The organism is Tritonibacter mobilis (assembly GCF_001681715.1).
GTDB lineage: Bacteria > Pseudomonadota > Alphaproteobacteria > Rhodobacterales > Rhodobacteraceae > Epibacterium > Epibacterium mobile.
In genome coordinates this window covers 1-21,186 of record NZ_LNWY01000030.1, presented here as the reverse complement: position 1 = coordinate 21,186, position 21,186 = coordinate 1, and the positions used below count along the sequence as shown (strand labels likewise).

General features: G+C 54.9%; 16 protein-coding genes, 1 tRNA gene and 1 pseudogene. 6 read left to right on the top strand and 12 right to left on the bottom strand.

Annotated features, from left to right (window positions below):
• The coding region (locus UB90_RS21280) for an ATP-binding protein (protein ID WP_211267736.1) at positions 1-1,200 on the bottom strand (1,200 nt) is incomplete at its 3' end.
• Positions 1,201-1,262: 62 nt separating this feature from the next.
• Here UB90_RS21280 and UB90_RS21275 point away from each other — a divergent pair.
• A complete protein-coding gene (locus UB90_RS21275) occupies positions 1,263-2,153 on the top strand; it encodes a hypothetical protein (RefSeq protein ID WP_131818824.1) in 891 nt (296 codons plus the stop codon).
• 33 nt (positions 2,154-2,186) lie between these two features.
• Here the strand turns inward: UB90_RS21275 and UB90_RS21270 are convergent, their stop codons facing one another.
• On the bottom strand, positions 2,187-3,632 hold the full coding sequence (locus UB90_RS21270; RefSeq protein ID WP_131818823.1) for a hypothetical protein: 1,446 nt from the start codon (positions 3,630-3,632) through the stop codon (positions 2,187-2,189).
• A 178-nt stretch (positions 3,633-3,810) separates the two neighbouring features.
• Positions 3,811-4,575, bottom strand: coding sequence for a hypothetical protein (locus tag UB90_RS21265; RefSeq protein WP_065327127.1), 765 nt, complete (start codon positions 4,573-4,575; stop codon positions 3,811-3,813).
• Between the two features lie 198 nt (positions 4,576-4,773).
• On the opposite strand from UB90_RS21265, the gene UB90_RS21260 reads away from it, so the two are divergent.
• Positions 4,774-5,073: a hypothetical protein gene (locus UB90_RS21260; RefSeq protein ID WP_065327126.1), complete on the top strand. Its 300-nt coding sequence runs from the start codon at positions 4,774-4,776 to the stop codon at positions 5,071-5,073.
• Positions 5,031-6,038 (top strand): annotated as a pseudogene (locus UB90_RS22640) (recombinase family protein); the annotation flags it as partial. The gene UB90_RS21260 and the pseudogene UB90_RS22640, both read left to right, overlap by 43 nt.
• 544 nt (positions 6,039-6,582) lie before the next feature.
• Here the strand turns inward: UB90_RS22640 and UB90_RS21250 are convergent.
• Positions 6,583-6,669: transfer RNA gene (locus UB90_RS21250), tRNA-Leu, on the bottom strand.
• Positions 6,670-6,821: 152 nt separating this feature from the next.
• Positions 6,822-8,447 (bottom strand): peptidoglycan-binding domain-containing protein, encoded by a 1,626-nt coding sequence (locus UB90_RS21245; RefSeq protein WP_065327124.1) that lies wholly within the window; start codon positions 8,445-8,447, stop codon positions 6,822-6,824.
• A 123-nt stretch (positions 8,448-8,570) separates the two neighbouring features.
• Here UB90_RS21245 and lipB point away from each other — a divergent pair, with 123 nt between their 5' ends.
• Positions 8,571-9,248 carry a lipoyl(octanoyl) transferase LipB gene (lipB, locus tag UB90_RS21240; RefSeq protein ID WP_005613890.1) on the top strand — a complete coding sequence of 226 codons (678 nt, stop codon included), beginning with the start codon at positions 8,571-8,573 and terminating at the stop codon, positions 9,246-9,248.
• Positions 9,249-9,292: 44 nt separating this feature from the next.
• Here the strand turns inward: lipB and UB90_RS21235 are convergent, their stop codons facing one another.
• The 6 genes from UB90_RS21235 to UB90_RS21210 form a co-directional block, all read right to left on the bottom strand.
• Complete coding sequence (locus UB90_RS21235; RefSeq protein ID WP_065327123.1) at positions 9,293-10,375, bottom strand: ABC transporter ATP-binding protein; 1,083 nt, start codon at positions 10,373-10,375, stop codon at positions 9,293-9,295.
• On the bottom strand, positions 10,372-11,298 hold the full coding sequence (locus UB90_RS21230; RefSeq protein ID WP_227512162.1) for a carbohydrate kinase family protein: 927 nt from the start codon (positions 11,296-11,298) through the stop codon (positions 10,372-10,374). Before UB90_RS21230 ends, UB90_RS21235 begins: the two co-directional genes overlap by 4 nt.
• Positions 11,299-11,300: 2 nt before the next feature.
• The gene (locus tag UB90_RS21225) at positions 11,301-12,323 is read right to left on the bottom strand and encodes an SIS domain-containing protein (RefSeq protein WP_065327121.1); all 1,023 of its coding nucleotides are present in this window, start codon (positions 12,321-12,323) and stop codon (positions 11,301-11,303) included.
• A complete protein-coding gene (locus UB90_RS21220) occupies positions 12,320-13,165 on the bottom strand; it encodes a carbohydrate ABC transporter permease (RefSeq protein ID WP_065327120.1) in 846 nt (281 codons plus the stop codon). The genes UB90_RS21225 and UB90_RS21220 overlap by 4 nt, the downstream gene beginning before the upstream one ends.
• Entirely contained in the window at positions 13,165-14,049 is an 885-nt protein-coding gene (locus tag UB90_RS21215; protein WP_005613882.1) for a carbohydrate ABC transporter permease, read from the bottom strand. Before UB90_RS21215 ends, UB90_RS21220 begins: the two co-directional genes overlap by 1 nt.
• Positions 14,050-14,133: 84 nt before the next feature.
• Positions 14,134-15,363: an extracellular solute-binding protein gene (locus tag UB90_RS21210; RefSeq protein ID WP_065327119.1), complete on the bottom strand. Its 1,230-nt coding sequence runs from the start codon at positions 15,361-15,363 to the stop codon at positions 14,134-14,136.
• A 188-nt stretch (positions 15,364-15,551) separates the two neighbouring features.
• Here UB90_RS21210 and UB90_RS21205 point away from each other — a divergent pair, with 188 nt between their 5' ends.
• On the top strand, positions 15,552-16,712 hold the full coding sequence (locus tag UB90_RS21205) for an ROK family protein (protein ID WP_165610561.1): 1,161 nt from the start codon (positions 15,552-15,554) through the stop codon (positions 16,710-16,712).
• 181 nt (positions 16,713-16,893) lie between these two features.
• Positions 16,894-17,820 (top strand): carbohydrate kinase family protein, encoded by a 927-nt coding sequence (locus UB90_RS21200; protein ID WP_065322423.1) that lies wholly within the window; start codon positions 16,894-16,896, stop codon positions 17,818-17,820.
• 42 nt (positions 17,821-17,862) lie between these two features.
• Here the strand turns inward: UB90_RS21200 and UB90_RS21195 are convergent, their stop codons facing one another.
• Positions 17,863-20,991 carry a Hint domain-containing protein gene (locus UB90_RS21195; protein ID WP_081285638.1) on the bottom strand — a complete coding sequence of 1,043 codons (3,129 nt, stop codon included), beginning with the start codon at positions 20,989-20,991 and terminating at the stop codon, positions 17,863-17,865.
• Positions 20,992-21,186: the final 195 nt, after the last annotated feature.

Below are 21,186 nucleotides of genomic sequence, written 5' to 3'. Positions count from 1 at the left end.
TTTGTCAACACGTCCTAGGACCGCCCAATATCCATCTAGCTCTATCGCGTCTAGTGCTACATCTACGATGACACCTATTCTCTCGTCACTTTCCCCATAGAATCTCCCCAAAATGCGTTGAAGAGCTTTTTCTGCAAACTCCCGCTTGTTTTCTGGTAGCTGTGCTAGTCGTGCGTTGATCTGCTTTTGCAGTCTTGCTTTCTGGGCGGAGATTTGACGCTTGTGAGTGATGGAAAGCTTTTCTTTCACCATCAACCTTACTTGTTCGGCAATTTCCTCATAAGCCTTACTGCTCTCGTTCACCCCGCCCCAGTCAGCAGTAACAAGACCGGGAGTATCTGGAACTTCAATCTCCCCAAATACGCTCCGTAATAGCTTGGATGGGATCTCCTGATCATCTTCAAGACCAAAGAAAGAAGGCTTACCTACGACTTTCCCATCAACTCGCAATACTATGCCCGGAGATTTTGGTTTCGACTTCTCATCCGTGATGGTGAAAGAAAGCCTGTTGCTGAGCGCGTCTTCATCCCTTTTATTTTGGAAGTGAGCTCCAGAAAGATCCTTAAACCCAATTTCTTCGCCGTCAACGATGATAGAAAAATCTTGCTCGCGCCCGTACTCACGGTAGAGAAGCTGCTTTAGAATCTCAGGTCGTGGAAAATTCAGTGTTTGATCAAGATCGCTCAATACTACCGTAGTTCCATCCCTTCCTTGCGTTTCAGATAAAACCTCCAGTTCTAGCGGGATCGTCTCAAGGTCGTCGTCTGTATTTGTCAGCTTTACCTTGTCCAAGGTAAGTCGGCACGCCGCACCGTCTTTAATTGAGTCCAATCGCATCTCTGTAGCAATGCTCAGTCCGGCGAATTTACCAATGCCTTTTCGCCCTTTTGTTTTTCGATTGTACTTCGGCGTACGGGCTCCTTGAGTTCGGCGTTTATCTCTAGCGATTTCAAGGTACTCTTGTCTTAGTTGGCTTTCGGACATGCCGCATCCATTGTCTTGAACAACGATGGGGTCATGTGTCATCGGTTTTGGTAATTTGATTGAAACAGTGTTCGCATCGGCGTCCCACGCATTATCGACTAACTCTTTCAGCGCCGCCTCGCTTGACCTGTATGTTTCTCCCAAAAGACGTGTAAGTCTGGGGTTTACCAAGAAATTTGCTGAACTATCCATAAATTCAATATAACCAAGAGTCATACAACTTCTAGAAGTTTGAATGCTGTTTCATGCGCTGTCCACATGTTTTAAGTAGTGCCGCCTTGATTTCTCGTTTAACCGCGGCCGGCAGCTCCATCGAAGTAGTCGATGACACTTCGTTCTGGGCATCAATAGAGCAATTTGATTCTGGGCCTGTCCTGCACGTATCCACTGGCGTGGAGGCCACAATAAATCGCCTTTGGCAGGAGGTTACCAAGAATATGCTAGTTCGCAGGAAGTTTACTCATACAGCGGTTTTTGATTTAAACACGTTCATCCACCTATCGCTCGAGTTTTTGGTTTGCCACGAACTGAGCCATTTCGACTTGGGTCACTTTGAGTTGGCCGACAAATTTGGCGTTGCGCAACGGTCCCGTCAGGTTGTCCATACTATTGATGTCGTCCGATACGATCTGCGTCACTTAGCGGCTCTATGTCTCGAAATGCAGGCGGATCATGAAGCTACGGACACGCTGCTAGGTGCATACTCTGCTGAAGGTTGGCGTGAGGTCCGTGAGAAGGTTCTCGCGATCTCAGGCATGATGATGCTGATCGAGCGAGAAGAGGCGAAACTCGACTTTGACGAGAAAACTCACCCCAAAGCAGCAACTCGGATATTTCAATTACTTTGCCACGTCGCAGAAATGCCCCTGATAGACGCTCATCTGCAACTGGATGCTAGCTTGCTTCCCCAAGCCGATGAAATCGAACGGTTTGGCAAAGAGGTCACGCTGCCTTGCTATTTCGATGCGGTGTATCTTGCGGAAGTGGCGGGCGCAAAAAGTATTGAAGCTGATCTCGGAAGCCCTGTAGATTTCTTTGCAGACATGGCTATCGTCAAACTTGGCGACCCTTCCAGATATTCCGATCTTAAAACCAATGGTGCGAAAGAGTGGGCACAGCTTTGGGAATGCAATGAGAAATTGAAACCAACAATGCAAGCCTTCGCATAGGTCTATCATTAACATTCCGAACACGAAGCCACGTCAACTCGAAACCACAGTCGGGCCAGTAACCAGGGTTTGAAAGTTTTCCAATTTTCTATAGGCCGCGTCCTGTTCTTCAAGAAGTACCCTCACTTCCTCGGCAGTCAAATTGATGCCACTAATTGCAGAATGTGCATTGTATCGTGACCCAATTAATGTGTTCCTTATGCTTTCCCTTCTATCAACGTACACACCTGTCATAAGTTCTTCACTTTGGTATCGTTTGAACTTGTACTGGCATATGCCACTGAAGTCACTGTCGCGAAGTCTGTAGCCGATAAATACACTATCTAAATAGTGTGCAATTTCACGATGTTCAGTTTCGGTTTCCTCAATCAACCCATTTTGATTGTAAATTTTGGCTTGAACACTGATGCCACGCTCATTGTATCCAATTTCTACCAATCCCAATCGATTTGCAATTTGGTTATCAGACTGATCATCCTTTCGGTAACTTACGGTTATCCAGAGACCAACCTTGTCAACTAACCGTGAGCTAGCATTTTGAAGACGTGTTTCAGCGTTGTCGGTGTAGTCAATTAAGAAACCCTTGTCGGACTCATCAAATACTGATCGGTTCCAAGTCCGTTTTATCAATGCTTCAAAATAGTCTTCGAAAGTTTTGAGAACGTCTCGATCAATCGTGGCATATATTGGCGATTGTTCACTTTCATCTCCTGAAACCCATCCCCAAAACACTTCAGTTGGTCGTGACGACGCATAGTCCAAAATAATGAAATTAATTGTTGGCATTGTGTGTTTCAGTACAAAAACTCGATGCTCTCCTTTGTGGCGAGAATTGGGTGATATTGCTTTGTATCGATCTGAAAAATATTCTTTGATACCAACTACGTCCTGCCAAAGTCCCCGTTTATTGTTGTTGAGCCATTTTTCGTAGCTAGCTATGACTCTACTGTCTTTTGAGCTGTCCGATGAAATAGGGTCTGGAATATCCAGAAACAGGTTTTTGACATTTGTGGATTCGGAGAGTCTCTCCAATAGGGCTTCTGACGCCTTAATTTTATCGGGATAAACTTGAAAGGTCTTTGATCTGTTTGCCAGAAGTTCTAGCTTTTTACTTTGGCGCTGGTAGTCTTTAAAAAACAGTTCACGTTGTTGTTCGAATGACGCTGAGAGCTTTTCGATTTCGTCTTTTTGCCCATCTACGAGACCGCGAAACCACATCCAGTTCAAACCAAGCAGTACGGCTATTGACCCAGCGGTTGAGATAAGCAGTCGCATTGCCTCGCGTTGTGAGTCCCCTTCAGCATTTTCTGTGGACGCAAAAATCGCGATCCAAGTTAGTAAAGTTCCAATTATGGTAATAATTGTTGACCAATACGGGTGGTCTGCTATATGTTGAATTCTTTTTCTTAATGAATTTTTATTGTTTGAGGAGTTGTTAGTGTCAAATTTACTGTCTTTATTTAATTCAAAATCTCGCATTGATCACACCGTTGCGTCTGGTCTTATAGGTTGGATGCTAGTTACGGCGTTTTATGCAACCGTTCCAAAAACACTAATGAACTGGGAAGAAAGTGCGGTTCAGGAACAAATAATGCAAGAACATTCGAGTCTTGATCTACGCCCAAAGTAAACTTGTTCCAAATCTGAATACCTGCCGCTAGCGTACAAAACGTGCGCTGGTTTTGAGAATTTCGCAATTATTGCCTGAAACCCAAGAAACAAGCTGCTCTATTGCCGTCGGTATGTTGCTCTCTGCCGATGTCACCAGAACAAAGTCATGAGTACCTTCATGCTCCTCTTCATAGAGTGGATCGGGGCGATCAGCATAGCTTTGTGGCAATAGATTTAACCCTACCTTGAGGTTTGCTGTCGTCATGCTTTCTGGGCCAATCTCAATATTGTGCCATTGCCCGTGTACCTTCTGGAACAGGATCGCTGTTCCTTCCTCATGATATTCAAATTCCAAGCAATACGGAACACCAAATTGAATGGTAGTCGCTGCCTTTCTGCTCTGGCTGCTACGTCTCGCGATCCCAAACTCAGTTTCAGTCAGCACAATCCTCAAACTGTTGGTTTTTGATCGCTCATCAACGATAGCTTGCCAGCGTTGCTCTGGTGTCTCGGGAAATATCTTCGGTGCAAGGCGATGAGCCAGATCGAAGTGGTGCTCTAATAGCCATTGATGGATCAGCGTGGCGTAAGTTGCGGCAATCTCACCTCGACGCATGTTGCGTACATAGTCATGCCCGCGGGCCACAGGGGTGCCAATGGCGTCATCCATAAGCAGTTCGGGTGTTTTGCGTGGGTCGAGGTCTGACAAAGCTCGGAGTACAGGATAGAGCTGTGCCTTGTCTGCCTTGCTCTTTGGATCGAAACTCATTGCCTTCACACCTGTATTCACCCCCGGAATACCCGCGATCATGGCACCACTCGAATGCTAATCAAAGCATAAGCGCATGAGTTTGTAGGAATATTTTCCTTGCGTGATCGATGGGTTTGTGTGACTATGTTCTATATATGTTCTATATATGTTCTATATATGTTCTCATTGTGCGCGCCGAACATCTCGCTACTGAGACACACATTTCCCAAAATCTGATTTGCAGAAAGGAGTGCGAGCATGACCTGTCCGCTTAACACTAATGATATGCCCAAACGCCCCAGTCTCTCCGTGGACTGGGAAGCCTACGCGGCCATGCTGGAAGACAGCGATATGCCGCTGGATCAGCAACAGGAGCTGATCGAGACCCTTTGGTCAATTGTCCTGATGGTTGTTGATCTCGGCTATGACATCAAGCTTGTCCCTCAAAGCTGTGGAGAAAACGGAGAAGAACTGGATCGGGATTCTTCCGATTTGGTATCATTCCTAAACGAGGAATGGGCGCGAACCCGCGCCGAGGAGGATCAATGGCAGGAGTAATCAACCAACCAACCAAGGCAGTCATCTATGCCCGCGTTTCTGGCGCTAAGCAGGTGAGAGAAGGGGACGGCCTTGCCTCCCAAGAAAACCGCTGCCGTGAATACGCAACCTATAAGGACTATGATGTTGTGGAAGTGTTCAAGGACGACATGTCTGGAAAGTTTGAACGCCGTCCCGCCATGGATAGGATGCTGGCCTTCTTGCGCCTGCATCCCAAAAACAGCGTTGTGGTCATCATTGATGACATTAGCCGTTTTGCACGCAACGTGCAGGCGCACATTGCCCTGCGTGAGACGCTATCTGATGCAGGGGGTATCTTGGAAAGCCCTTCGATTGAGTTTGGCGAAGATAGCGACTCTCGTCTGGTCGAGCACATGTTGGCCTCGGTCGCGCAACACCAACGTGAGAAGAACGCGGAACAAACCTCTAACCGCATGAAGGGGCGGATGATGAATGGCTATGCCGTCTTTTCTGCGCCCATCGGATACACGTACAAAAAGACCGGATCTCATGGTCGGTTGCTAACCCGTGATGAACCTCTGGCATCAATCATCAAAGAAGCGCTCGAAGGATACGCATCTGGCCGCTTCTCATCACAAGCGGATGTAAAGCGCTTTTTGGAAAGCCAGCCGGAGTTCCCCAAAGATCTGCCTAGCGGTGCTATCCGTCAGCAGAAGGTCACAGACATGCTCAATCGCGTGATCTATGCGGGCTATATCGAGCATGAACCTTGGGGGATTACGCGCAGGAAGGGGCATCATGAGGCGCTAATATCACTAGAGACTTATGAGGTTATCCAAGAGCGCCGGAATAGCAGGGGTGTTGCAGCCAAGCGCCCTGACATCCATCAGGACTTCCCTTTGCGGGGTGCTGTGAACTGTGCTTGCTGTGATAAGCCAATGACAGCGTATTTTGCGCGTAGCTCCACAGGTAAGCGCTATCCGTACTACAACTGCCAAACTCGTGATTGTTCAGAGTATCGTAAGGGTATCCGTGCGGAAAAGATTGATTCTGGGTTTGAGGAGATTCTGCGCTCACTCACGCCAACCAAAAGCTTGATGGATATCGCGGTATCGATGCTCAAAGCCGCATGGGATCAGCGTGGTGATCAGGCGAAGCTCGCGAAAACCGAGATTAAACGTCAACACAAGGAACTGGATAAGCAACAGGACACTCTAGTTGAGCGCATGATTGAGACATCCAATCCGAAGGTGATGGCTGCGCTTGAAAGCAAGATCGCGAAGCTGGAAGAGAAGAAGCTCTTGTTGAACGATAAGCTGTCTCAGACCGTCAAACCGAAGAGCACGCTTGGTGAAGTTATCGAACTATTGAGAGAATTCCTCTCAAACCCTTGGAATATCTATGAAAAGGGAACTCTTGAGGTGCGAAAAACTATCCTTAAAACAGCGTTCAGAGGTCCTTTGGCGTTCGACCGCGAAAACGGTTATCGAACTCCACAAGTGTCTGTAATATTTGAGTTTTTATCGGATTTTACATCGAAATGTAAAATGGTGCGGTCGAGAAGACTCGAACTTCCACGGGTGTTACCCCACAGCGACCTCAACGCTGCGCGTCTACCAATTCCGCCACGACCGCACTGTCTGTGACTTGGTGAGAGGGCGTATAGAACAGGGCCTCAGGGATGTGAAGAGGGAAAACGCAAATTTCTTGAGTTTTCTCTCTGAAATGAAAAACGCCCTGATGCAGGACATCAGGGCGTTCGCTAATCGCTTGATAATAAGACGACTTTAGTTGCTTCCGCCAAAGGTCGGAAGGGCTGCGGCACCGCCGGATGCCTGCACGGGTTGCGGCAGGCCGGGTTGCGAAAGGCCGGTTGATGCTGCCTTTACCAAGGCGACCCGCTCGGGCTGGCCGGGCGCGAAGACAGGTTCCGCCCCGCCCTCAAGTGCGGCGATTGCGGTTTGATACCAGCCCTGAGCGCGACCGGTGTCTTCTGCCGCGCCAAAACCGAGTGCCATATGGTGACCGATGAGTTCGGCGTAGGGTTGCTGCCCAAGGCCCACCAACAAGAGGCTCGCGCCAAGCGCGACTTCCATGTTGTCGCGGCGATAACCTGAAAACAGGCAGATCTGAGCGGTGTTCTTCAGTTGCTCGACCGACATGTTGGACTGCAGGATGAATTTTTGCATGCTGGCGATCACAGCCGTGCTCTCGCCAGCGGCCAGTTGCGCCACATAGGGTTTGAGGGCGGGGCCAAACTGATCGCATTGGCTGTCGACCTGGGCCGAGGTGACACCTTGCAGACCGGAAACAAGAGTTTCGCCGCGATTGATCGCGTAAGAGCGGGCAAGGCAGAACTGTTCACCCAGTGCCAATTCGGGGTCGGTGATGCTGGATACGGTCATGTATCCGCCGTTCGAGCTGGTCAGCAGGCTGACCTTGCTGCAGTGGCTGGTGAGCGAGGCGGCAGGTGCTGAGGCCGTTTCAAAAAGCTGAATGCCGCCAAGGCCGCCCTGAGCCCCACCGGACGCAAGAACTGTGCCTGTTTGCGGCGCGGGGGCTGCAGGCGCGACGGGCTGCGGCACGGGCGCTGCGGCGAGGGTCGTGGTTTGCGCCTCGATGCGGTCGCATTCGCCACGGGTACAGGTGAAATCAGCGGTGGTTATGTTACCCGCGGTGAAATCATTGCGTTCATAGCCTTGGGGCGTGGATGCAAACACCATGACGGTACAGGACGCGCCACCACTGTTGCACCAGTAGGGAATGCCAGCGGCGGAAGTGTCGATCATGTAGTCGTTGCGGCCATCTTTGTTGAGGTCCGCCAACTGCATAAAGCCGGTGCGTTGCAAAAGCTGCTCGCCCGTCGGATCGCCCGCCGCGGCGATTTCGTCCACGGCATTTGAGACCTCAATCGGCAGGCCCGCGTAACCATAGCGGCCTGAACCACCTGCGGGTGCCCCATGCCATGTCTTCAGAACAGTCCGAACGCCTTGTGGGCTCTGCATTGCCTTGACGACCTGCGGGCCACCGGTCAGCGCGCGGTTGTAAGAGGTGACGAGGAAGTCACGTTCATATTGGGTCAGGTTGCCCGTTTGCGGGAACCCCATGTGCATTTGATATTGTCGCGACGCCTCGCGGGAGCGACGGCCAAAGACACCATCGGGTGTGCCTGCCTGAAAACCGAAGTAATTCAACGCGGTCTGTGTTTCACGGTTGTGCGCGCGCGTCGCACTGCTGACGCCGGACGATCGCACGACTGTGCGCCTTTTGTTCTTGTTGGCCTCGTTCACAATGACGCCGCCAATCAGGCCGCCAACCAGTGCCGCCCCCAAATTGTCAGCCACGGCCGGCGCGGCTGCGGTGGTCGTAAGCAGTGATGCGGCCGTAATGGCTCGAATGAAACTTGAAGACATGGAATAATACCTCGCACTGAACCCGAACAGAAATTATGTGAGAATCAGAATACCACAGAGTCGATACATTGCGAGTCGGGTCTGCCGGGAAGACGAAGAAAAGATAAACGAGGAGCAGGTGGCATGGTTGAATGGATCACCTCTGACAGTCTGGTGTCCTACGAAGAGGCGACCCGTTTCATGGAAGAGCGGGCCGAGGCCATCGCGCGCGGCGATGCTGAGGAATGCATCTGGTTGCTGGAGCATCCGCCGCTTTATACCGCTGGGACCTCGGCGCGGCCTGAGGACCTGACCGACCCTGATCGCTTTCCGGTGCATGTGACCAAACGGGGCGGGCAGTACACCTATCACGGTCCCGGACAGCGTGTGATCTATGTGATGCTCAACGTGGCAGAGCGCGGCAAGGATGTGCGCTGTTTTGTGCGTCAGCTGGAGCGCTGGGTCATTTTGGCCCTCGAAGAGTTCAACGTCACTGGCCATATCCGCGACGGGCGCGTCGGGGTCTGGGTCGAGCGACCAGAAAAGCCCCTGACCCCGAGTGGTGCCGTGGCCGAAGACAAGATCGCAGCGATCGGCATCCGGCTGCGCAAATGGGTCAGCTTTCACGGTATTTCAATCAACGTCGAGCCGGACTTGTCCCATTTCGGTGGTATTGTGCCCTGCGGGATCAGCGAGCATGGCACCACCAGCCTTGTGGATCTTGGTCTGCCGGTGACGCTGGCCGATGTGGATGTCGCGTTGCGGCGCACATTCGAGGTCGCATTTGCTGACGATGCCGCACCAACCTGTGAGGTCGGCTAATCCACGCGCCTTGCGATTTTAGCAAAGGCGCGTGGTGTGATGCGTCAGGCGACGGCGGTTTGGCGCGCGCAGAGGTCTATCCGCTGACCGTCCTGTGCATCAAAGAACAACAGGCGATTTGGGTCCACAAAGAGCGTGATCTCCTGTCCTATAGTGAGCGCCAGGTCCGCCGGGAGGGTCGCGGTCACGCGCGTGTCGTTGAGCATCACGCTCACGATCTGTTCGGGGCCGGTGAGCTCAATCAGGTCCACAACACCTTGCCATTGAAGCGCGCCCTCAAAAGGGGTTGGTTTTAATGCTTCTGGCCGCACCCCCAGCACAACAGGTTGCGACGCGGACAGGCCGCTCAGAAACGAGGCCCCTTGTGCAATTTCCAGCCCGTCGGGCAATTGGTGGGTGTCGAGGATATTGATGGGGGGTGAGCCCATGAACTCTGCCACAAAACGCGAAGCGGGGCGGTTGTAGATCTCTGCCGGAGTGCCGAGCTGTTCGATGCAGCCTTCCCGCATGACGGCGATCCGGGAGGCCAATGTCATGGCTTCGATCTGATCGTGGGTCACGTACACAACTGTCACCCCGAGCATCTGATGCAGGCGCTTCAGTTCGCTGCGCATTTCCATGCGTAGTTTGGCGTCAAGGTTCGACAGTGGCTCGTCAAACAGGAACAACTGAGGCTTGCGCACCAGTGCGCGGCCAATCGCAACCCGCTGGCGTTGCCCGCCAGACAGATCGGCCGGTTTGCGGTCCAGCAGATGATCCACCTGCAAGACCTTGGCTGCCTCCAGCACGGCAGCCTCGCGCGAAGAGCGGTCCACGCCGCGCATTTCCAGACCAAACCCGATATTGCGCGCAACAGAGAGGTTTGGATAAAGCGCGTAGGATTGAAACACCATCGCGATATCGCGATCTTTTGGATGCACGCCATTGAGCGTTTTGCCGTTGAGGGTCATCTCGCCCGATGTGGGATCTGACAGGCCGGAGATCAGGCTAAGCAGGGTTGATTTTCCGCAGCCCGACGCGCCAAGCAGCACCAGAAACTCGCCGCTTTCCAAGTCAAGATTGATGCCTTTCAGCGTTGCGAAACTGCCGTAGGATTTGTGGATTTCGCGAAGTTCAAGAGTGCTCATGCCGGGACCTCCTGCGGGGTGGTTTCAGAATAGGCGCGCGGATGGGTCGAGATCGCAGTCGAGGCCACGCGAACTGCGGAATTCAACGCCGCTTTGATGTCAAAGCCCCGTGCAAATGCTGCAAGGAACGCAGCATTGAAGACATCACCCGCGCCGATGGTGTCTTTAACGGCGACTTTAGGTGCGGCGGCGCTGTAGGTCGCGCGGTTTTGCATCGCAATTGCCCCGTGGGGGCCGCGTTTGATGACGGCGATCCCATCCTGTGGCAAACGACGAGAGAGCGCAGAGAGCGCGGCGGTGGCCTCTTGAGTTTGCGTCAGGTTGATGGCCTCAATCTCGTTCAGCAGCACGATATTGCTGTGCGTGATCCATCCTTCGACACTGCGTCTGATGTCCGGTGTCCAGCCGTGAAGCGGCCAGCCAGTGTCCAGCGCCACTTTGACGTTTGCCTCCTGTGCCCTGCGAAAGAGCGCATCATAATGGCCGGTCAGGCGATCCGTCAGAAAGCAGCCGCACAACAAAAGTGTCCCGCCCGAGAGCGCACTCCAGTCCAGTTGCGCCTCCACCTGCGGCCAGTCCAGTTGCGCCAGATGGCCCACCGTTGTGTAAAAAGTCCGCTCTGCATCCGGGTGCGTGATCCCCACCGAAAGTGTGGTGGCGCTGCGGGCTTTGCTCCATCCAAGCGCGGTCGCGCCGAGACCCTGACGCAGCCAGTCGCCAAAGTGGTCATCGCCAGTATTGGCGGCGCATTGGAAGGGAAGATCCATGGCCTGCCATGCAAGGGCAGCGTTACCCGCTGCGCCCCCGACGCGCAGATCATCCTCGGCGCAGATGACCTCGGTTCCGGGAGTAGGCCACGGGGCAACGGGGCCAAGGATCAGGTCGACATTTACATTGCCGACCGTTGCAAGGGGTCGCGTCATCGTCATTCAACCTTTGTCACTTTGGAGCACCGCAGAGGTGTGCCGACGTCCGTCACGCGGGAGGCGGAGAAGTCGACCATGAACCTTTGCGCGGCTGACAGGAGGGCGAAGGAGGCCGCAAGCCCCTCTGATTTCGGGCAACGCACTGTCACTGCGCCCTCAACGGCTGGCAGGTCAGAGGCGTCAAACAGGATCAGCGGCGCATCGCTCTCGCGCAGGGTAAATTCTGCAAGGCTTGTGGCATAGGTGCTGGATGGGTCATCTGCGCGGAACATGACGACGCCCATTTCGCTGTTCAGCATCTCTACCGGTCCATGGCGCAATTGGCCGCTTTCCAGACTGAAGCACGGCAAGCGCGACAGTTCCGTCAGCCCAAGCGCGATGGCCTCGGCGACGCCCTGCTGGTGCCGCCCTGATGTGACGATTGCCTTTACGTTCTTAAAATGCCCGACGGCTTGAGCGAGGTCCGGGGTGGTGGACTGTTGCATTGCGGCGAAAACAGGCGAGAGGTCCGCGCCGAGATGCTGCAGAACCGCCGCATGCAAGGCCAGCGTCACGGTGAGTGAGCGGGTCGCGGCAAAGGGGATCTCTGATCCGCCAGCACCGATCAGGCAGGGCACGAGGTTCGCGAGCGAAGAGGTTGGCTCCATCGTCAGGCCAAAGCTGTCGCGGGGCGCGCGCTCTTCGGCGAACCAGCGCAGGACTTCTGCGCTTTCGCCCGATTGAGAGGTCACGATCGCGGTCCAGCCCTCAAGTGGCAGGGGGCAATCCAGTTGTTCAGAGAGCGGCAGGGCCACGGCTTGGATACCGAGTGCGCGATAGCAGGGTGCGACGGCGCGGCCTACTGCATGTGATCCGCCCATGCCCAACAGGATCAGGCGTCCATTCTGGCGGATGGTGGCTGCGATTTCGGCGGCGGTCTCGTCTGCTTGCAAGATGCTGTCGCGGCTGTCGCCCATCTGGCGCGCCATTTCGTCATAGATGGATGCGATAAAGTCGTTTTGGGGTTCAAGTAGGGTGGTCATCCTTTGACACCTCCGTTGGTAAGCCCCGAGATCAGGGATCGTTGCATGAGAATTCCGATAAGCACCGGCGGCAGGGCTGCGATTACCCCGGCCGTTGCGATCAGCCCGTAGTCCGAGACCCGCCCACCGGCGAGATCGGCAATGGCGACGGTGAGGGTTTTGGCCTCCTGATTGGAGGTGAACAGCAAGGCATAGAAGAACTCGTCCCAGGCCAGCAGATAGGCAAAGATGGTCGCGGTTCCGATCACCGGCATGGCGAGAGGCAGGATCACGATCCGGAGCATCTGATCCAGACGCGCGCCATCGATGGCGGCGGCGCGTTCCAGATCTCGGGGGATCGGATCAAAGCCGGATTTGAGCAGCCATGTGACAAAGGGCGCAAGGATACTGAGATACACAAGCCCCAGCCCGAAGACGTTGTTCAAGAGGCCGAATTTGGCGAGAATGAAATAGAGCGGAATCGACAGGGCGACGGGTGGCAGCATGTAGGTTGCGATAATGCCCCCCAGAACCCAGCCAAGTTGTGGTGTGCGCGACAAAGCCCAGCCTGCCGGAACAGCAACCAAGATCGCCGCAATGGTTGCCATGCCCGCAACTTTGATGCTGTTGAAAAGCGACGCGACAAAGGCTTGGCCTGCGCTATTATCGGTTTGCGACAGCAGCGCTTTGTAGCGTGACAGATCAACCTCGTTCGGCCACCACTGCAAGGGTTTTGCCGAGAGATCGGCATTTGAGGAAATGCTCATCACAAACAACCATGCAAGTGGTGCCAGAATGACCAGCGCAACCAGCAGCGCCATCAGATGGATGAACAAGCTGAACCAGCGGGATTGATGTTCCATCAGCGGGCCTCCCCGGCAAAGCGGCGCATGATCATCAGATACGCCACGGCCAGTACGGTGATAATCAGGGTGATAATGAGCGCGAGCGAGGCACCAGAGCCGACGCGCTGAAACGCAAAGCCTTCTTGATACACAAGGATAGACAGGCTGCGGGTGGAGTTGGCGGGGCCACCGCGTGTCATGATCCAGATCAGATCGAATACTTTGAACGCTTCAATCGTGCGCAGCACCAAAGCGACCATCAAAGGACCGATCAGATAGGGCATGATGACAAAGCGAAAGCGTTTCCACGCATTGGCCCCGTCGGAAATCGCGGCTGCGCGGATGTCTTTGGGCACCGCTTGCAACGCAGCAAGGGCAATCAGGGCCACGAGGGGAAAATTCTTCCAGACATCGGCAACGATCAGAGCTGTCATCGCACTGCCCGGTTGGCCCAGCCACGATCTATAGGCATCAAGCAAGCCGATCTGGGTCAACATCGCGTTGAGCGCGCCGTATTCGGGATTGTAGATCAGACGCCAAAGGGTCGCGTTGACGACTGTGGGCAACGCCCAGGGCAAAATCAACAGGGCGCGCAATGCGGTGCGGCCAAAGAAGCGCTGGTTCAGCAGCAAGGCAACCAGAACCCCGAGAACGAGTTCTATCGAGACGGACCAGACGGTGAATTGCATCGTGGTCCAGAACGCGGATTGGAAATTGCGACCCGATAGCATCTTGGTGAAGTTGTCGGTGCCAATGAACGCGCCGCTGGTGCCAGCCAGTCTGGCATCGGTGAGTGACAAACGGACGGTATCGATCAGCGGCCAGCCAACAACCGCGATCATCACCAACACGAGAGGCAGCATCAACAATAGGGCACGCGGCGATATGCGTTCTGAAAACATAAGATCAGCCTGTGTGGGAAGAGAGTGGAAAGCGCGTCAAAAGACGAGGGCAGGGCGCGCGATTGCGCCCTGCGATCTGCGTGGTCAGAGGCCGCTGTTGTCAGCTGCGCCTTGCAATGCGTCTTTGGGGGACGCCATGCCAAGGAGAGCTTCTTGAATGCCTTGTTGCAGCGCCATCGACATCTCCTGATAGCGAGGCGTCATGGGGCGGGGATACATGGCAGAGAGGCTCTTGCTGGCGGCGGAGATCAGCTCTTCTTGGCCGGAGGTGATCGCCGGATCCTCATAAGAGCTTTTCCAGATTGGCAGGCTCAGCTTGGCGTAGGTGTCCTGCACGGGTTGCGAGGTCATGTGGACGATATAGTCCCATGCCTCATCGGGGTGTTGCGAGGTGGTCGGAATGCCAAGCCCCATGGAGCCATTGACCGCAGAGACCGAAGAGGTGCCATCCACACCCGGTGCAGGTACGACGCCAACATTACCCGCAACCTTGCTCTCTTCAGAGGTGTTGGCGAGGTTGTACATATAGGTCCAGTTCAGCGCGAAGGCCGCATCGCCGTTCTGGAACACATTGCGCACGTCTTCCTCAAGGAACTCTTTGGAGTTTGGATTGGTCAGGCCAGATTTATAGCTGTCGACCATATACTCAAGCGCATCAAGGCCACCGCCGCTCTGGAATTCTGGCGCGCCGTCTTTCAGGAAGTCGCCACCATAAGCACTCAGAAGAGTGGTGTAGTCACAGATGGCGGCTTCGGCCTGTGCCCAGCTCCAGACAATCGGGTGCTCGACGAGGCCTGCGTCTTTGATTTTCTGGGCGTCTTCTTGCAGCTCCGCCCAAGTGGTCGGCGGTGAGTCAATTCCGGCCTGCTTTAGCATGGCTTTGTTATAAAATAGATATTTGGTGTCCAAAATCCACGGCATGCCATAGCTTTTGCCGCCGTAATCCACCGTGGTCCATGCACCCGGCAGGATGCCAGCCTTCATGTCGTCGGTGATTTTGTCGCTGACATCGAGCAAAATGTTGTTCTGTGAATATTCGGCAGGCCAGATCACGTCGAACAGGACAACGTCGTAGCCACCACCAGCGCCTTGTGCGAGCACGGTTTTGTCGTGAAGGCCCTCGTAGGGGACAAACTCAATGTTGATCTTCACATCGGGATTTGCTGCCTCATAGCTCGCCGTCATGGCGCGGATGTCATCTTCGCTATAGGCGGCTTGGGCCATAAAGAGCGCATTCAGCGTTGTCTCGGCCATTGCGGTGGTGCCGCAAAGCGCGGTCGCGGCCATCAGGGCCGCATGCAGTTTAAGTTTCATCAGCTCACTCCTGTTGGGGTCTGGCGACGGGTACACCCGCCGCCGCCGGTCTTGTTGTTCCCACTGCATCAGGGGTGATGCTGGACCTGTCCGGCATTAAGTCCAAGTGGTGGACTAAATGCTTGCAGACAGAGCCACCACCTGTCAATATGTTTTTGATGAAGCAATCCGCACCCAAAATTAATGCAATGTTTGGAACGTCTTCGGGCGCAGCAGGGGTTCATAACCGCCGTGTTGTGATCGATGCGATCCGTGTAAATGGTGCGCTGTCACGCGCCGCGCTGGCACGGGCGACCAAACTGGCGAAACAGACGCTCTCCAACATCATTGAAGATCTGGAGCGCGAGGGGCTTGTACTTGCGCAGGATGCGGTGATGGAGGGGCGCGGCAAGCCCGCGATCCCCTATGCGCTGGCCCCATTGGGGGCGTTTTCGGTGGGTCTTCAGATTGACAGGCATGTGGCACGCTGCGTCATTGTCAATCTGGTGGGCGAGGTGGTGGCGCGCAACGATGTGCCAGTGTCGACCAGTGCGCCGGAGGCAGGCCTGGTGGAACTCGTACAGCTTATCCAGCGCACCCGGCGTGAACTGGAAGGGCGTCACCCCGAGGCAGGCGAACGTATTGTTGGCATGGGGGTAGCGATGCCCGGTCCCTTTGGGCCGCAGAGTGATTTTTCAAATCAAGAATACACGATGGCCTTTTGGCAGAATTTCCCGCTGGTGGCGCGCCTTGAGGGGGCCACGGGGCTGGCGGTGAACCTGCAAAACGATGCCGCCGCCGCCGCTATGGCGGAGAAACTGACGGGTCAGGCACATGGCAAGCAGAATGCCGTCTGCATCTATCTTGGATACGGTCTGGGCGCGGGCCTTATCATCAATGGCGAACTCTATGATGGGACCCGCTGCAATGCCGGAGAGATCGGCAGTGTTGGATTGAACCCGGGCAAACTGACCCCGGATATTCTGGAACGCGTCGTCTCATTGGGCGGGTTTTGTGCGGAGTTTGGATTGGATCACGCCGCACCGGATGTCACCGCGCGGATACAAAAGCTATTGCAACAAAAACGCCCGGATGTGGAGGCATGGCTCGATCAATCGGCAGGGTATCTGGCGTGGATCACCAATATAATGCAACTCGCGCTGGACCCGCAGGTTTGCGTTCTATGTGGCACCGCCCCCAAGGAGATGATCGAGACCCTCGTGGCGCGAATAAACCTCGCCTTGAGGGCTGGGCGAGATCGGCGACTGTTGGTCGGCCTGTCCGATCCATGGACTGTGGCGCTTGGCGCTGCGGCGGAGCCGATTAGTCGAAGTTTTGACCCGAAATATGCAGCGCTTTTAAAGGCGTGATACCTTTAGGTATTTGTAATCAATTCATTTTCCGCCTGAGAATGCAGCGGGTTTTATGCTGTTGATGTTTATTTGTCAGAGAAGTTGAAAAATGTTAGCGCTTTCAGTGCGCGCGCGGTAATATGCGGCGCACATGAGGGTCCGATGCGGCCATTTGAACTATCTAAACAGGACGGCAAGCATGATCCTTTGTTGTGGCGAAGCCCTGATCGACATGATCCCGAGCACGACGCAGAGCGGGCAGGCGGCCTTTGTGCCGCATGTTGGTGGCGCGGTTTTTAACACCGCCATTGCCTTGGGGCGATTGGAGCGGCAGGCGGGTTTGTTGAGCGGTGTTTCCAATGATCTGATGGGGCGAAAACTTCAGGATGCTCTGGGGAACAGCAACGTGGATGCGCAATATCTGATCCGTTCTGACCGACCAACCACACTGGCTTTTGTCGAACTGCAAAACGGCCATGCGAAATATGCGTTCTATGACGAAAATACCGCTGGTCGGATGATCACCGACCAAGATCTGCCTGCGATCGGCTCAGATATCCATGCGCTGTTTTTTGGGGGGATCAGCCTTGCGTGTGAGCCTTGCGCCGATACCTATGCGAGCTTCCTTGAACAACACGGACAAGAACGGGCGGTGGTGATGGACCCCAACATCCGCCCAGGTTTTGTCCCTGATGAGGCGCGTTATCGCGCGCGTCTCAAAGCCATGCTGGCGCAAGCCGATATGGTCAAAGTCTCTGATGAGGATCTTGCCTGGATCATGCCAGAGCATACGACCCTGCAAGAGCAGGCCGCAGCATTGCAGGCCTGTGGCCCGGCGATTGTGCTTGTGACGCGGGGGGAAAAAGGAGCGATAGGTTTGTTGGCCAATGGCGAACAGGTCGAAGTCGCTGCAGAACGTGCCGAGGTTGTCGACACAGTCGGGGCAGGGGATACGTTCAACGCTGGCGTCATGGCGCGCCTTGATGAGTTTGGCCTAATGCAAAAAGGCGCGCTGCGAAATCTAGACGCAGACAATCTGATGCAAGCTCTTTCTTGGGGCGCGAAGGTCGCAGCCATCACTGTATCCAGAGCTGGCGCCAATCCACCTTGGCTGCACGAGCTCTGAACACGCCGAGGGGTGTGATAATGAACCTGCACCCCAAGCGCATCAGGCGTGCCGAGATCGCAGCGCCTGATAGGGTTCTATCCGAGTGATGTCTTTGCGGCGCAAATCGCGCCGCGCCAGCGGCCCGTATCCCTGACTGACGATCTCGCGCCCACTTGATCCGCGCTCGGCGAGCGCTGGCAAAAGCTCCGGGAATAGGTCAAAGACCTCGCGCTTGTCGGCGTCATCAAGGCTGCGCAAGGCTTCGGGGCCGGGCCAGAAACTCTCGGTCGCGCAACCATCTACAAAGATCACCTGATGCTCTTCGGTCATCAGATGGATGTAGCAGACCGGCGCGTCAGCGTGGTCCGCAAAGACATGCGCAGGGTCCATATGCAGCAGCAGACGGGCCCGCGCAAATACTTCGCTTCCGCAATGCTCAGACTTGGTCAGGAAACGGTGCTGTGGAGAGACGCGCATATACCGCCCATTGGCGATAAGCCCCCCGGGCCTCAGCACGATCGGGCGCAAATGTGGGTGGCGTTTCAGAGCGGCTGAAGACAGCGCCCGCCGCCCCATCCAGATCACGGGCTGTAATCCGTTATCCGCAGTTTGCAGCAAATCCCCTACACGGATCTGTTCGACCGGGATCTCACCCTGAGATGTGACCACCCGGCTGCCGGGCGTGTAGCAGGGAATTCCCGCAGCAAACAACTGGTCATGGGTGTTCATTTGATCGGGAGAAACACCCTGCAAAACAAGCTGTTCTCCATTAGGGAACGTCAGCAACGCATTGCCATAGCCATCGTCACTCGTTGTGACATCACTGGTGCGCACCATGCCGCTGGTGCCCGATCCCCCTGTCAGGTCAGAGACATCCAACTGATCATTGTAATACCCATCATCATCATTGTCTGATGTGTCAAAGTCGGTGATCCGATCCGTCCCGCCCGAGGACGTCAGGGTGATTTTGTCGTCTCCGGCCCCCCCTGTGAAACGGTCATCCCCGCTGCCACCGATCAGAGTGTCGTTGCCTGCACCTGCATTGATCTGAACGCCGGCGCTGTCTTCGCGCGCGTCGACGACATCATCCTCGTCGGTGAGGATCAACTCCTCGATCTCGGAGAAGCGGAGCGTGTCTGTCCCGTCGGTGATCGTGCCCGATTCATAGCCGGTGTAGGTGACGGTCACGGGCCCCGTCATGTAGGACAGATCAATGACATCGTGATCTTTTCCGGCTTCGCCGCCGAAAATTTTGTCGTTTCCGAAATTGTCTTCGATCCGGAATGTGTCAGCGTCGGCCTCGCCCTGCATGACATCATCACCTGTGCCGCCGATCAGCAGATCGCTGTCGTTACCGCCATACATGATGTCATTGCCGCTGCCGCCGTCCAGCGTATCGTTACCGTCGGTTGCAACGATGCTGTCATCACCACTGCCTCCCACCAAACTGTCGTCACCGACCGAGTTGCGCAGTGTGTCGTTTCCCTCACCTCCATAAAGCGTGTCATTGCCGCTGCCGGTGGTGAGACTGTCATTGCCGAGCCCGCCGTAGATCAGATCATCGCCGTCCCCACCGGAAATGGTGTCGTCATCTGCGCCACCGTCGATTGTGTCGTTGCCACTCCCACCTTCCATGTGGTCGGCACCGCTCCGACCGTACATCACATCATGGCCAGCCTCGCCGAACATGCTGTCATTGCCGCTGCCACCATCAAGGTGGTCATCATCGACCCCGGCATAGAGCGTATCGTTTCCCTCGCCGCCCTCTAGGGTGTCATTCCCTTCCGTGGCCACGATACTGTCGTCGCCTTCGCCGCCAACCAGACTGTCATCCCCGGCGGAGTTATGCAGCGTGTCATTGCCCGCGCCCCCCAGCAGGGTGTCGTTTCCAAGACCCGTAGAGAGGCTGTCGTCGCCTTCGCCGCCATCGATCAGATCATCGCCATCGCCGCCGGAAATCGTATCGCCACCGATTCCACCCATCAGAACATCTGCGCCGGCGCCGCCAAGGAGGATGTCATCCCCTTCGCCGCCGTCGATGCTGTCATCCCCTTCGCCCCCATCGAGAAGGTCATTGCCACCTTGGCCCATAATCACATCAGATCCGAGGCCCCCAAGAAGCGTGTCATCACCGTGATCGATTGGCGTGTAGACCGCATCCTCAATGAGGTCGCCCGAGAGCGTAAAGCCGGATGGCGTATGGCGCGCTTCGAGGGTGAAGTTAATCGAGCTGCGCCCTTCAAAGGCTGCGGAAAACCACGCATCCTCATCATCCGGGTTGTTCTGTTCTGAACCGGAGGCCCGCACTGTGCCGTTTTGATTGGTCACATTCAGGGAGGTGTCATCCGATGTCCCAAAAGCACTGTATTGATCCGCAGCGAGGGTGACGGCCTCGACGTCGTATTGATAATAGTTCTGATCCAGATCGTTGAACGTCGCGGTGGAGCTGATTTCAACCGGCTCGCCAGTGGTCGGATCAAAGAATTCCAGACGGAACTCAGCGGTATCGCCATACCCGTAACCGTCGATGGTGATCTCTGCGCCACGATCCCCCGACAGGTCGATGAACATGTTTTCATCGCTTGCCCCAACCAGAACCACGCGTCCCCAGACCGAGGTCCCATCCTCAAGGAAGGCGACATCGCGGTAAACGGCCGCATCACCGGCCTGGGCGCTGCCAGAGGAATAGGTCTGGCTGACAAGGTTATTGATGTTGAGAACGAGCGGTGTGGCCTTTGATCCACTCTCGCCGTCATCGTCCCCCATCAGCGTATCATTGCCAGCGCCCCCATCGACGCTATCGTTGCCGCGCCCTGCCATCACGGCATCCGCATCTGCAGTGCCCGTCAGCCGATCATCCGCATCACTACCAAAGAGCAGTTTGAACAGCCCGTGCCCGTTTCCATTGGCGTTGACCGGACCATTCCCCTGTCCCCAGAGGTTCAGCAGGTTGTTCAACAGGCCGTCGTTTTCCTGTCCCTCTACTCGAAAGAACTTAGCGTTGCTTTGTTGCTCGGACGGTTCTTCCTCTTCCTCTTCTTCTTCCTCCGGCTCGAACTCCTCGTCCCAAGGTGCAAAATCATCGACATCAAACACCTCACTCAAGGCGGTCAATTCCTGGCGTTCTTGGTCTTGAGAGGGTGCAGTTGATTTTGAATCCTTGCCTGTCGAGCAATTGTTTTGATCCATAAACGGAGGCCTTCGCATTTATTAAAACGAGGCGCAGTGAGGCACTCCGTTTAAAGTGGGCAACGTGAGGCAGGTTTATGGAGGGTGCGGAAATTTTCCGTTAATCGACCAATAAGAGATTTCCTCGCAATGATAATAAAATTGCATATAATTATCGAATTGCACCATTGCTAGATCATGTTGACAAATGACGCA